The sequence below is a fragment of the Bacillus sp. BF2-3 genome (assembly GCF_008368795.1).
GTDB classification, from domain to species: domain Bacteria; phylum Bacillota; class Bacilli; order Bacillales; family Bacillaceae_G; genus Bacillus_A; species Bacillus_A cereus.
Map to the genome: position 1 here is coordinate 60,628 of NZ_QOSA01000020.1, position 13,748 is coordinate 74,375.

Consider the following 13,748-nt stretch of genomic DNA (forward strand, 5'->3'; position numbering starts at 1 on the left):
TGTATTTATGGTGAAAGTAGTAGAACTTTTCGCGGGAGTAGGAGGTTTTAGATTAGGACTAGAAGCAAACGAAAACTTTGAAGTTCTTTGGGGAAACCAGTGGGAGCCCTCAACTAAAGCACAACATGCATTTAATTGTTATGCAACTCGCTTTGAAAATAAAGGAATACATGTAAATAGAGATATAGCAGAAGCTTGGCCGGAAATACCTGAGCATGATTTATTAGTAGGTGGATTCCCTTGTCAAGACTATTCTGTAGCACGTACTTTATCAAATGAAAAAGGAATACAAGGGAAAAAAGGTGTTCTTTTTTGGGAGATAATGAACATAGTTAATTCTCGCAAGCCAAGATTTGTTTTGTTAGAGAATGTAGATAGATTATTAAAGTCACCAGCAAAACAAAGAGGTCGTGATTTTTCTATTATGCTGGCGAGCTTTAGAGACGCAGGATATGTAGTGGAATGGAGAGTTATTAACGCTGCGGATTATGGAAATTCTCAAAGAAGACGAAGAGTATTTATTTTTGCGTATTTAAAAGAATCTCATTTCACATCTGTTCAAAGTAAGATGAAGCCTTTAGAGATATTGTGTGAAAATGGATTCTTCGCTCCAATTTTTAATGTGCATGAAGCACCTGAAGAAAACAAAAAAAGAGGGCAATTTGAGTTGCCAGTCGATATTATTGAAGTTTCTGATACATTTAAAGCTGAATACTATAATTCTGGCGTAATGATGGATGGACAAGTATATACGGAAGAATTAGTTCCAGTAACTGAAAGTCCAGAGACTTTAGGTGAAGTTGTTCAAAAGGTATATGATAAATTTGGCCCTGCAGATGAATCGTATTATTTAAAAATGGATAAGGTTAACAAAAAGGGCAGAACGGAATTTGAGGAACTTAAGTATCTTAAAGGTCCTAAAAAAGAAGAAAGAGTATCAAAGGCGACAGGTCATAAATATTTCTACTCTGAGGGAGGAATGGCTTTCCCTGATGATTTAGATAAGCCTGGGCGTACAATGTTAACAAGTGAAGGAACATGTAATAGAAGTTCCCATGTTATTGAAGATCCTTATACAAAAAGACTAAGATATTTAACACCAGCTGAATGTGAACTGTTAAATGGTTTCCCAATGGACTGGACGAATACAGGAATGCCACAAAGAAACAGATACTTTTGTATGGGAAATGCTTTAGTGGTTGATTTGGTGGAGCGAATGGGTCAAAGGATTTTAGAGATTAACAAAGAAGAAGAGAAGATGGATAGTATTGTGCAATTGAGTTTGTTTTAGGAAATAAATGTGGCATAGGCTTCTGATACGTTTAAAATAATAAAGTGTTGGGATAACCTGGGTTCTATAGTTATAGGCTCGGGTTATTTTTTATGTGATTTTTGAAATTTAGAATGGAGTAGTTGATTAAGTATGATTAGCCTTATTAAAATTGTGCAAGAAAGTCTGGTGAATTGTTTTGCTTTAAGTAATGTATAATAGTATACAAGAAACATTACACGTGAATATTATAACTATAGGTTTTAATATGTTATATATAGTTATAATGATACTTGAAGGATTGGGTGCATGCAGGCTATATTTTTCTTCTTATTTATTGCTGTTCGCACCACTTTTTCTTTGGTGAGTAGTAATAATAACTATATTATAGAACAGTAGAAATACTGTTCTATTTGCATTTTATAATACATTATTAAATTTATATATAATAAAAAGAGTGCACACCTGATAGCAGGTTTTCTTTTATTACCTTAATATGAAAAAATAATATCTTTCCACTATGCTTGTAGGAAGTTTGGGTCCGCTTACAATTTACCACTTTTTTGCTATAATAATAGATATTGAATAATAGGAAAAAATGACTAAAGTAGGTGAAGTATTGGCTGGATTGTTTATTTCTACCTTTGTAAGAAAAAAGAAGGGTAGCAAAGCGGAAGGGATTGTATGGGAGTCAATTAAAGAAAACTTTAAGGAGAGAGAATGTTTAGGTTATTGGAACTATCCTATTTTCTCAGCTGATTATTCCGGAAGAAAAGAACCGGACATCTTGCTTCTAGATAAAGAATTAGGGATTAATATTATTGAAGTAAAAGGAATTACGATTGACCAAATTGTTGCGATACAAGGGCATAAATGGGTTTATCAAAACTTCTATATGGAAGAAGGAAATCCATATCAACAGGCGGAGAATCAAATGCATAGTTTGATGGATTGGATTAAAGAGAAAGGAGATTTAGCGAATAAGCTTTCAAGACGAGTTTTGGTAGCCCTTCCATATATAACAAAAATGGAGTGGGAAGAGAGCGGATTTGGTCGCTTGCCAAGTAATCCGCCCATCTTATTCAAGGAGGATCTTTCTAATAAGGAAGCGTTTCTTGGACGCATAACATCTGTCTCCTTAAGTAGAACTAATAGTTCATTAAAGGAAAATGAGTGGGAAAGTTTAACGGAATTAATCCATGGTGGGAAGTTACCTGAGACTTCTGGGGTAGAAGAAGGTCCGAAATATTCGCTGCTTTACATAGCTTCAACGGAAACAAAGCTGCTGCAAGATAAGCGATTATTTGAACCACTATTGGAAAAAGGAGTTAAAGTCATCATTCTGTCTCATTTTAAAAAGAAACCAGAATGGTTCCCAATTGATTTTTATCAAAAGTTTGAAAAAGCCTATTTGTTTCAATATTTTTCTTCAAAACAGCCATATAAATTGGCAAAGCCAATTTATGTTATCGATGGAGCTGGAGTGGATAAGGAATTCGAGAAGCATTGGCTAGACAAATTTCCGAACTTTAACAAAGGGCAGTACAAAGTTGAGCACTCTCCGGTAGAGGAAAACTTGACGATTACGGCGGGGGCTGGAACCGGGAAAACTACGGTCATGACACAACGGATTATGTTTTTGCTCGCGATGGTTCCAGAGCTTTCTCTAAAGGATATCGTGATGATTACCTTTACGAGAGAATCAGCTCAAGAGATGAAGCATCGTTTGAAGAAGGAATTGGTGCTTAGGCAACAGGTAACGAGACAGCCAAGGTACTTAAAGTATGCAGAGGAACTTAGGGAAATGAACATCAGCACTATACATTCCTTTGCGAAATCTTTAATTAAGGATCTTGGTTTTATCCTTGGTTTTGGCCGCAATGTACAGCTTAAAGGGTACAAGGTCAAACGTAAAGAAATCATCAGTACGATTTTAAATGAGTATGTGGCTGGCAGACCTAGTAATGAGTTAGGGCTTGATGGGTTCCGACACTATGAACTTGTAAAGATTGTGGAGTCTTTCTGGGATGAAATGGAAAGTAAAGGGTTAAGCAAGAAACAAATTGCTGACTTAGAGTGGAGAGGAAATTACTCCTCAGAAGAAGTATTCGAGAAGTTCAATGACCTATTCACATATGTATTCCCGAGGTGTGAAGAAGAGTTTAATCAAGTAAAACGGCGGGAGAACGCTATCACAATAGGAGATCTTGTACGGAAAATTAGTGAAATCAGTTCGGAAAAACCTGAAATATTAAAAGAAATGCCGTATCAGTTTGCATACTTGTTTGTCGATGAATTTCAGGACAGTGACGATGTCCAAATCAAGCTTGTTGCCCAAATTAATAAAATGATTCAAGCAAGATTATTTGTCGTAGGTGACATCAAGCAATCAATCTACCGTTTCAGAGGGGCGGATTATACGTCCTTTACTCAATTGAGGGAAAACGTTGACGAAGCATTCATTGAAGAACCTCTTCAAATTAATTACCGTACTTCCAAGACACTGTTGGAAAAGTTGGATTGTTATTTTATGACGTGGGGTAAGCGTGGCGAGTTAACGTATGAACAACAAGATCGATTGATTGGAAATGAAGGTTCGACTTTTGGTATGAATGAATTCCGAGTGAAAAAGTACAATAAATGGACTGATGAACTAAAAGGAAAAGTACTGAATGAAGTGGAGAACGCGCAAGAGCTTGTAAAAAAACAGACGCATGAATCAAAGAAAAAGAAGATTGCCTTGCTTGTTCGGACGAATAAGCAAGCGAAGTGTGCTTATGAATGGCTCGATGAGCATGGAATTACTGTGGAGATGAATGTTGGTGGAACTTTTTATAATAGCGAGGCGGTAAAGGATTTTTATCGTTTATTAGGAGCACTGCTCTATTCAAATGATGCGAAAAGCGTGCTGAATGCATTGGCGACTCCATTTTTCAAAACGGAAGTGTTGTTAGAGAACTTAGTGAAATTCAAGGGTGATAATAATCGGATTCTTGCGTATTTACGGCAGAACCATGGGCTAAATAAAGATTTTGACGTTGCTGTGCAGGAATTAAGAATTAAGCCTGTATTTGCGGTGATTCGGAAGTTCATGACCCAGGACGTTTTTCAAACTCTCTATTCTAAAAAACTGGCTTTAATCGATGGTGAACCATCAAATAAGGAAAAAGTAAAGGCTAAATTTGAGGTTCACAAATATCAAAACAATCTAAATCATTTGATGAACTTACTTCATCAGCAGTTTGACAGTACGAATGCGACATTGTATGCCCTGCACTCGTGGCTTGGAATCAATATCAAAACCAATCGTGAAGAAGATGAACCACGAGTGGAAGCAGTTGATACAGAGGATGTAGTCGAAATCGTGACCGTTCACAAATCAAAAGGCTTGGAATACCATACGGTTATTATGCCTTTCACAGACCAACCCTTCCATTTTGAATGGGATGAGATTTTATTTGATAATGAAAAGAAAAAAGTCGGCTGGTTTCTAAAGAAACTGAAACTTAAAAACAGTTATTATGATGATTTGAGTGATTTAGAAACAAAGGAAATTGTTAAAGAAGAAACAAGATTGCTGTATGTTGCGATGACAAGATCTCGGGAGAGACTCATTATTTTTCAACCAATTAAACGAATGGATGATACCTGGTCTATGCAATTGGACATGGGTAATTAGGAGGAGAGTGCAACTTGTATGAATTGTAAAGTGGTAACCTATACCAATCCTAAGACTCTTGACAGATTAGACGGCTTTAAGCCTTATAGGGATGTTCTTCATGTATGTGCTACCAAAAACATGAGGGAAGGGGTCTATGAACGATATCAAAAACAGCAGAATCACCCATTCATCAGCGCTCCGATTGTGAGTTCGATTCAATTGATAGAGAGCTTGCTGGGGAATTGGTCCAGCTCGGAAACGAAACTAAAACAATATTTGCATCTATCAGAGATTATCCAAAATGAGATGGTGCTAGAAGAGAACTTTCTTTCGTCGTTTCGCCGTAATCAGATAGATGTACTTGAAACCATTCGAATGATGGAAGTAGCAGGAGTAACCCCTGCTGATTTAGACGATGACGAGCTCGTTCTTTCCACGAAAGAGAAAGTATTTTTAACGATTTGGAAAAGGTTTGAAGTGCATCCATCCATCAAGAAAGTAAGAAATCTCCTTACTTTTGGCTTCAAGAAAACACTAGCTAATCGTTGGAATAATATAATCGAAGATATGATTGAACACTCTTATGATAAGAGTGAGGTCGACTTTCATAAGATTAACCATTCGGTCGGTTTTGATACGATTGTTCTTCACGGTTTCTACTTTATGACGCCTGAACAGCAGCGAATATTTTTATTGTTAAAAGAAGCCGGAGTGAACATCGTCTTTTTGAATCTTTACGATGAGCGGTATCCAGAGACGTTTTTATTTATTGAGAAATTCATAAACGGAAGACATGGTTGGGTAGATAGGAATCAGTGGGAAATTGAGAAGCACTTGAGACAAGTGCGGACCTTAGCCGATAAGTTTCTGGCTGATTTTGAAGGAGAACGAATCGAAGGCTATAAAAACCCAGCGCATTTAAGAGTCAAGGATTTTCAGGATTTTTATACCTTTCTTCAAGATTATGAAACCAATCTTGAAAAAGATAAAAACGAAAAGAAAGTATATAAGACGTATCTTGCCCCGAATGCTACTTCCTTGAACAATCGATTACAGGAATATTATCCAGAACTATTCAAGGCTAAAAGGCATTTTCTTGGTTTTCCGATTGGGCAATTTCTTTACCAGCTTCATCAAATGTGGAGTGAGGAAGAGGAGACCCTAATTTTGACGGAGAATGGTCTCTTTGAATGCTTTGCCTCGGGGTGGTTGTATGATAAGGAAACGAAGAAGAATGCAAGAGAGTATACAAAGATTCTTCAAGACGTGCTTCCCTTTTTTCAGGGGTGCGTGACAAAAGATTCATGGGATACAAGGGTAAAGGATTTACTTCCTATCCTCGAAAATGTTCTCCCGGTATTTAAACAAGAAGAGGATGACTCTTTTCAAAGAAGGATGTCGAGTCCGTTTGCGATGTTTTCGCAGTTTGCGACAGCAAAAGAGGACGTTCTTCAATTGGTACATTTTATGAACATGATTTTTAAAATTGCTGTTGACTTGTTCGGTGATGGAAAAGAACGGATTTCACTCGCCAACCATTTTTCTAAGCTTCGTCAACTGGTCGATGCATCTAATCCGTACCTTGAGCAGGAAATTTTAAAGGAAGAAAGGGACTTGATTGACCAACTGAAGAAAACATTACAGACAACTCCTGATATTGGTACCTTTCATGTGAGTGATATTAGTACTGCTATCAGTCTATACTTATCGGGGCATTTACAAAAGGATTATCATGAGGAAGAGTTAATTCGGCCGTTTATTGAAATTGATGGGGAAGCTTTCAAGGAAAATGGCATCACTCATGTGACAGGACTTGATGAAAACAGTCTTCCGTATTCTGAGTTTAAGCTTCCATGGCCACTGAGTGACGATGTCTTCCATGATTTGGCCAAAAGGAATATCCCACTGTCTTTTCAAGTTTTACGAAATGACTATGTGAAGGAGATTACGAGATACTTGGTCTATAATCTGCTTCAATTCTCTGAGAGGCTTGAATTATCGTGGATGGTACAATTTGAGGATAAAAAGAACCTTGATAAAGCCGTCTATTTAAGTCAGCTAAACTTGAATCCAAATAGTGAAGATAAGGATGAGCAAGACGAATTGATGGATGTAAAGCTTGAGAGAGAAATCACGAAGCAGGAACTGGATTCCTTCTTGGCCTATCCGATTGATGCTTTAGCGGAATTCAAGTTCTGCCCGCGGAGATTTTATTATAGTTATCTATCAGGGAATTCGGAGACGTTTCATAGTGAATTTGTCCATGAATTTCTATTCGGTAACCTCTTAAAGTCAGTTGGTGCTTTATTGCCGAATTTAGGTGATGAGAAGATTAAGGAAGAAGTGTTTAAGCTTTTCCCTTATTGGAACGAATTTAAATTAAACTTGATTACGGATGAAAATCTAAAGTATCGAAATTGGGCTAAAAAGCATTATGGGGGATATACGCCATATGGACAAGAAGAGGAGTTTAGTGATTTGCGCAAGTTGTTTCTCTTTCCTGCTCTTCAAAACAACAAGGCGGATGAGGAAAGCAAGGCTGTTGCGGCTGCGATAGGACAGCTTTATAAACAGCCTGATACCATTCTTCCGACCTTGAGGGAGGAATTTGAAAAACAGCTGCAAGAACATCCAGTCCAGATGAAAGCGACCCCAAGTGACAAATGCCGCTATTGTCCACATAATCTAATTTGTCCTGAAGCCTTTCATCCCGTTGATGACGCAGAAAGGAAGCGGCTGAAATGACAACGATATGGGAGAGAATGGCTAAAGAGTGGCGTATCAGTAAGCCGAAAATCGATAAAGCAAGGCTTGAAGAGGACATTCGTGGAAATCTGGATAATGTGATGAAAACAATAGAGAAAAGCAATTCCGTCCCGTCGGTGTTAGATGCAATCAATGCCGATGATGACGATGATGATTGGTAAAAATGGGGGGAAATCATGACTTTAGCTGCAATTGAACATCCGTTGACGGATAAACAGAAGGAAGTCGTCAACTATGATGGGGACGAATTGTTAATAAAAGGAATTGCTGGAAGTGGTAAAACGACGGTGCTGCTTAATAAAGCAAAAAAAATGATTAAAAAGGATCCTTCCATTCGGATAGGACTTTTTACCTATAATAAAACGCTCAGTCAATATGCCAAGATAATTGCTGAACAAATTGGCCCGCGTAATCTATTTGTTTATACTTTTCATGGTTGGGCAGCCGGCGCGTTGCGAGATGTGACGAAAAAAAGAAAACTGTTTGTAACAAATACGAAAGATCAAAAGGATTTTCTAAAAAATGCCGTTGAAATTGTTAGACAGGATTCCACGCATCGTTTTGTCACAGAAGAAAAATTTAGGGAATTCCTAGCCGAGGAAATTTCATGGGTTAAAGGAAAAGGAATTAAGAATCTCACCGAGTACCAAGATGTGTCGCGGACCGGAAGAGGAAGTTCGGTTAGGGTGACGAAGCCAGATCGTAAGATTATGTATCGTATTTTTGAAGAGTATGAGAGGGTGAAGCGAAATTCGGGGAAAATAGATTATGATGACTTTGCATTGACGCTTCTCGAAAATAAAGAAAAGATAAGGGATACCTATAAATTTGATCAGGTCATGATTGATGAAGGGCAGGACTTACAGCAAGTTCAGCTAATGCTACTACGGTTTATTGCCAAAAAGGGATTTGCAGTCGCGGCGGATAAGGGGCAAAAGATTTACAAGACGTCATTTACATGGAAAGAAATAGGTATTAATATCCTGGGAGGGAGGACTAAAATTTTACAAAATTCCTTCCGGTCGACGAAACAGATTATTCAAATGGCTTATAGCCTACAATTGAATGATTCTATTATTAAGGACGAGGAATATGTAATGCCTATTCTGCCAGAATATACTGGTCCTGTACCAGATGTATATCAATGTAGTACAAGAGAAAAACAAGATACTGCAATCGTTAGCACAATAAAGATGCTGTTGCAGAAAAATCCAGATAAAACGATAGGAGTTCTCTCAAGGGAATGGAAAAGTGTTAACCGATTTTATTATGCGTTACAAGCCGAATCGATTCCTCACGAGTACATTAAAAAGGATCAAGGTAATGCGCATACTGCTGGAGTCAAACTCACAACCTTTCATTCTGCAAAAGGATTAGAATTTGATTATGTTATTATTTTAGATTTAGTGGATGATACCGGTGATCAAGAACTTCAAGATGAGGAATATAAGGAAATTGAACGTCGTCTTCTCTACGTATCCATCACTCGTGCCAAAACGTATTTACAGCTCTATTATTATGATCAACCTTCTTCATTGCTGAAGGAGATTGATTCCCAGTTTTATAATAAGAATGTAATGTAATTTTATGTTCCTAAGTAATGAGAAAGCAACTAACAAATCGGTTGCTTTCTTTGTGATAATATTTATTTTTTTAGCGACATGAAAGTATAGTTTTTATTAGTTTAATATAGATTATGGTAATGTAAAGAATTTAGTTTGGGTGATAATATTAGGAGGTTTCTATGCAATTTAAGACGCACTCATTTCGTTATGGAGAAGAGTTATTTTCCTACGAGCCTGAATTTGTTCATCTCTGGCAGGAAATAAAAGATGTACTGGATAGTATTACAGAAGACGATTTAATACAACATTATAATAATAATCCTAGAGTTTCAAAGAAGAGTATTTCTGACTCAATTAATGATTTAATAGATTATAGATTAATTGAGAAGAAATGGGAACGTCAAAGTCCGATATTCAATAATTCTGAATATCGACCTACTAGTAGGAATCGGTGGTGGACCCTTGATAAAACCTGTATTAGCAGGTGAATTAAATATAGAAGAAAGCAAACAACGTTCTACAGAGTTTAAATTCAAATAGACAAACAATTATTTAAAAATACAGGAGGATAAGATATGCATAAGTGGAAATTTCCTAATGGACAAGGGTTAACTCCAAAGGGGGTAAATAATCCATCGATTGAAATATTCTTAGATAATGTTGCGGAGTCTTTGACGCGTGAGGTACTGCAAAATTCATTGGATGCAAAAGATAAAAGTAAGGAGGAAGCAGTTAAAATTACGTTCGATTTTTTTGAAATGCCAACAGAAAATATCTCGAATATTGAATCTATTAGAGATGAGGCACTGCCGAAAGCACTCGAATTATGGACAGAAAAAAATAATAAAGACACTCTCGATTTTTTAAATCGTTTTAGTGATGTGCTTCATGCATCTAAAGTCTCTGTCTTAAAAATTAGTGACTACAATACAACAGGCTTAAATAAAAAGAAGTATGAGTCATTAGTTTTGGGAGACGGTTATTCAGAAAAGGATGACACTGATTCAGCGGGTAGTAAAGGAATTGGTAAAGCAGCACCGTTTGCAGCTTCAGATCTACGGATGGTGTTTTATAATACACTAGCAAATGAAGGAACTGAAAAGTCAGTGGGTGTAATGAATTTCGTTTCATTCAAAATTAAAGAAGAAAACTTCATTACACAAGAGCGTGCGACATATGTAGACGCTGAAACAGATTATATTGCTGAACAGCAAACATTTGGTTACCCTGAAAGAAAAAATGATGAATTTGGTACAGATATTTTTATTATCGGTCTGAAAAATTACGATAATTGGACGCAAAATATTATTCTTTCAACTTTAAATAATTTTCTACTTGCGATTATTCAAGGGAAGCTTGTTGTACAAGTTGGTAAATCAGAAATAATTAACGATGTAACTGTACATTCTTTAATGAATCGTATATATGAAGAGAATAAACTTCGTGGGGATATAAAAGCGCAGTTTTTAAAAACATATCGTTTTTATGAAGTATTAACAAGTGAGCAAACACTACATTTTCCTTTGGATGAACGTTTTATAAAATATCCATTTGTTAAAGATGTAGCGGATGCTAAATTATATTTGTTGCAGCATGAGCCAGCCAATCGTACAGTATTGCAAACTCGTGCAGCTGGTATGAAAATTTATGAGCGTAATCGTATTAGTGGCAATATCAATTTCTCAGGCGTATTTCAAGCGTTAGGGAAAGAATTGAATGGGTATTTAAAAGATTTAGAAAACGCTAATCATGATACATGGAGTATTGATCGTAAGCAGGGAGAAGCACATCTAGAAGCAGCAGGTTTTTTAAAGGATTTATTGCAATGGTATAAAGATAAAGTACAAGAGGCGTTTGCAGATATCGGTACGGATGTTATTGATGCATTCGGAGTAAATGATTTATTGCCTTTAAATGAGCAACAAACTGAAGGGGAGAAAAAGCAGAAAGACTCGGGTATAAAAAATAATTTCGAGGATTTTAAGTTTTCGCGAAAAAATAATAAGACTCAAACATTAGATGGCGATAAAGAAGAAGCTTTGTTAAAGAATGTACTAGAAGCTGTAGGAATCGGGGATGGTGATACTTCTGGTAGCGGCGGTAAACGTGAGGGCCATGGCGGTGGAGACTCACCTAACACAATCTATGGGCCAGGTGAAGAACCTGGCGATAAAGGTCCAAATGGTGAAGGTGAGGAAGTTATCACGAATAAGGAAAAACGAGTAGGCCCGTCTACTTCTATTAAGCTGAAAATTGTTGAGCTTAATGCAGCTGAAGGGAAGTACCGAATTGTCGGGAAAGTATTGAAGAAATCAAAAGCAATTGAAGTTGAATTGAAGTCAATTGGTGCAAATGGTATGACATACCCATTGAAAGTAGTGGATGTTGCAAGTCCATCGAATGAAACTTCGATTAAACGAAACGCGGTTCGTTTAGAGAATCCTTCGAAAAATGTTGTATTCAGTGCAGATATTTCGATTGATAGTAAATTACGTTTGAAAATGGAGGGCACGGTATATGAAATTAAAAGCTGATTTATTTCCGTATCCGGTTTTAAATAGTGAAATGAATGACTATGAAAATAGCGAATTTAGTAGTGACATTCATTTTGAAAAAGTATCACCATCGAAAATGAGTGTTACGGTGAAATTTAAATTAAACGATGCGATGTTAGAGCGATTCATTATTGAGGGAAAGGCTGTGTATGCCGTTCATCTAGAAGGGGTTTCTTCAAGTTATCGTAAGTTATTTACAGCGTCCAAGTTACAAAATGAGCTTACGATTTCGTTAAATGCTAACGAGATCAGTGGCAAAATCGAAGTGAATACGATGATTTTAGCTAATGAAATGATTGAAAATTATAGTAATCCAAATTTCAATAATGAATACTATGGTGATAACTTTAATGTACTTAAGCTGATCAAAGGAGATATTTTAGCGTTTGATACGATGGCGGAGCTAAATATTAAATTTGCTAATAAAGAAAATCCAAATGCTAAGTCGATGATTCGTGTTGCAGCGATTAATGATGTGTTTATGGATGTTAATATTGATGGCGATATTATTTTAGTCAACTTACCCCAAAAAGCGCACGAAGCTTATCAAGTTATGAGTCGCTCGGATCAAGTTAAACAAAGTATGTTGCTAGTAACGATTGTTTTGCCTGCATTAACATATGTAATTGAACGCGTGAAAAATGGTGATTTCAATAGAGATTGTTTATGGGTGCCGGCCTTATTTGAGTTACTAAGCAAAGCGGGTTATGACGAACAAACGATTTTAACTGCTGACGCCATGAAAGTTGCACAGCAGCTATTAGATGCACCTGTAGAAGATGCATTATATAACTTTTATAAAGGAGCGGAGCTTACTTATGACTAATGTTATTAAATATGTAACAGATGAATTTCTAGAAAACTTTAAAGTTAATTTTAAAACGGATTATTTACCGCTGTATAAAACAAATAATACAGTAGAAATTGCGAAAATCTTTTCGAATCCTGAAAATGTTCATGAAAGCTCGACAGTTTTCGATTATGTACCATTGAAGTTAGAAACAGTTGATGGTGAAGCTATAAAAGAAAATATTCGAACGCTGTGGAATAGTTTGAAGCATATTTCAATTTCAGAAGCTGAAAGTGAAAAGATGTGGGTAGCTTTAGCTAACACGTACTACATAGATTATCATTTAAATCAGTTGAATTTAATTTCAGCTCAAGATAAGGACCGTAGTATTGAAAGTAGAACAATTTTTAATCAAGGCCATAAGCGCTCGCTGACGATTAATAATTTATCGTTACTATGGTGGGTAGCTTATTACACTGTAGATGTGCAACATCCAAGTAATCCATTCCACTTAACGGACTTTTTTGTAGACGGTGCATTCCGTGGTAACGCAGTTATTTGGTTCTCGAGTAATATTATTTCTAACAAAGCTATTTCATTAGGGATTTTAGAGGCCATTAAAGAGCTAGCCGAGCAAGATAAAATGATTGTAAATCGTTATTCTTACTCAAATGCAAATAAAATCTTAAATCAAATTGGTGGGGTGAGAATGTTAGACATGCTAACACGTGAGGAAGTAAAAGAAATTATTTGTGCGAATCTTTTAGACACAGAAAAGATTCGAGTGCCACAAATGCAATAATTAAAATTACCCTATTTTATAATAGTACATAGTGAATAAACGACGTTTAAAAGATAGGATGATGAACTACTCTATTCGAGTTAGACAAAATAAAAAACATCCTCAATTGAAATAAGGGTTGGGCAAACATAATTTCATAAGATAACGTAAAACACCTCTGAGATGTAAAAATGATACTGAGCTTATCGAATTTTAGTTTTGTTTAATAACGTAATTTCATATAAAGACCTTATTTAAAAGTAATTCTTGTTATAATAGAATTAAACTTTTATTGAATGGGAATAATTAAAAGAAGCTTAGAAACCTTAATTTAAAAGGAATCTAAGCTCTTTTTCTTCT

Annotated in this window: 9 protein-coding genes; all 9 read left to right on the forward strand. The window is 36.2% G+C overall.

Annotated features, from left to right (window positions below; all coding sequences use genetic code 11):
• Window positions 1-7 precede the first annotated feature (7 nt).
• The 9 genes from dcm to DN401_RS15895 all read left to right on the forward strand — a co-directional run bounded on the left by dcm (window position 8) and on the right by DN401_RS15895 (window position 13,409).
• Window positions 8-1,291, forward strand: a complete 1,284-nt coding sequence (dcm, locus tag DN401_RS15855; RefSeq protein ID WP_149287849.1) for a DNA (cytosine-5-)-methyltransferase — start codon at window positions 8-10, stop codon at window positions 1,289-1,291.
• A 577-nt stretch (window positions 1,292-1,868) separates the two neighbouring features.
• Complete coding sequence (locus DN401_RS15860; RefSeq protein ID WP_149287850.1) at window positions 1,869-4,949, forward strand: UvrD-helicase domain-containing protein; 3,081 nt, start codon at window positions 1,869-1,871, stop codon at window positions 4,947-4,949.
• 18 nt (window positions 4,950-4,967) lie between these two features.
• The gene (locus DN401_RS15865) at window positions 4,968-7,676 is read left to right on the forward strand and encodes a PD-(D/E)XK nuclease family protein (protein WP_149287851.1); all 2,709 of its coding nucleotides are present in this window, start codon (window positions 4,968-4,970) and stop codon (window positions 7,674-7,676) included.
• Window positions 7,673-7,858: a hypothetical protein gene (locus DN401_RS15870; protein WP_098541708.1), complete on the forward strand. Its 186-nt coding sequence runs from the start codon at window positions 7,673-7,675 to the stop codon at window positions 7,856-7,858. The genes DN401_RS15865 and DN401_RS15870 overlap by 4 nt, the downstream gene beginning before the upstream one ends.
• A gap of 15 nt (window positions 7,859-7,873) precedes the next feature.
• Window positions 7,874-9,280 (forward strand): UvrD-helicase domain-containing protein, encoded by a 1,407-nt coding sequence (locus DN401_RS15875; RefSeq protein ID WP_098541710.1) that lies wholly within the window; start codon window positions 7,874-7,876, stop codon window positions 9,278-9,280.
• Window positions 9,281-9,441: 161 nt separating this feature from the next.
• Window positions 9,442-9,750, forward strand: coding sequence for a BglII/BstYI family type II restriction endonuclease (locus DN401_RS15880; protein ID WP_149287852.1), 309 nt, complete (start codon window positions 9,442-9,444; stop codon window positions 9,748-9,750).
• Between the two features lie 87 nt (window positions 9,751-9,837).
• A complete protein-coding gene (locus DN401_RS15885) occupies window positions 9,838-11,796 on the forward strand; it encodes a hypothetical protein (RefSeq protein ID WP_149287853.1) in 1,959 nt (652 codons plus the stop codon).
• On the forward strand, window positions 11,780-12,643 hold the full coding sequence (locus DN401_RS15890; protein ID WP_149287854.1) for a hypothetical protein: 864 nt from the start codon (window positions 11,780-11,782) through the stop codon (window positions 12,641-12,643). The genes DN401_RS15885 and DN401_RS15890 overlap by 17 nt, the downstream gene beginning before the upstream one ends.
• Window positions 12,636-13,409 (forward strand): DUF6339 family protein, encoded by a 774-nt coding sequence (locus tag DN401_RS15895; RefSeq protein ID WP_098541718.1) that lies wholly within the window; start codon window positions 12,636-12,638, stop codon window positions 13,407-13,409. Before DN401_RS15890 ends, DN401_RS15895 begins: the two co-directional genes overlap by 8 nt.
• The last annotated feature ends 339 nt before the right edge of the window (window positions 13,410-13,748 follow it).

Excerpts from the sequence above, each read along its gene's own strand:
- dcm (WP_149287849.1), top strand. The coding sequence starts at position 8 with ATGGTGAAAGTAGTAGAACTTTTCGCGGGAGTAGGAGGTTTTAGATTA.
- DN401_RS15870 (WP_098541708.1), top strand. The coding sequence starts at position 7,673 with ATGACAACGATATGGGAGAGAATGGCTAAAGAGTGGCGTATCAGTAAG.
- DN401_RS15860 (WP_149287850.1), top strand. The coding sequence starts at position 1,869 with ATGACTAAAGTAGGTGAAGTATTGGCTGGATTGTTTATTTCTACCTTT.
- DN401_RS15885 (WP_149287853.1), top strand. The coding sequence starts at position 9,838 with ATGCATAAGTGGAAATTTCCTAATGGACAAGGGTTAACTCCAAAGGGG.
- DN401_RS15895 (WP_098541718.1), top strand. The coding sequence starts at position 12,636 with ATGACTAATGTTATTAAATATGTAACAGATGAATTTCTAGAAAACTTT.
- DN401_RS15890 (WP_149287854.1), top strand. The coding sequence starts at position 11,780 with ATGAAATTAAAAGCTGATTTATTTCCGTATCCGGTTTTAAATAGTGAA.
- DN401_RS15865 (WP_149287851.1), top strand. The coding sequence starts at position 4,968 with ATGAATTGTAAAGTGGTAACCTATACCAATCCTAAGACTCTTGACAGA.
- DN401_RS15875 (WP_098541710.1), top strand. The coding sequence starts at position 7,874 with ATGACTTTAGCTGCAATTGAACATCCGTTGACGGATAAACAGAAGGAA.
- DN401_RS15880 (WP_149287852.1), top strand. The coding sequence starts at position 9,442 with ATGCAATTTAAGACGCACTCATTTCGTTATGGAGAAGAGTTATTTTCC.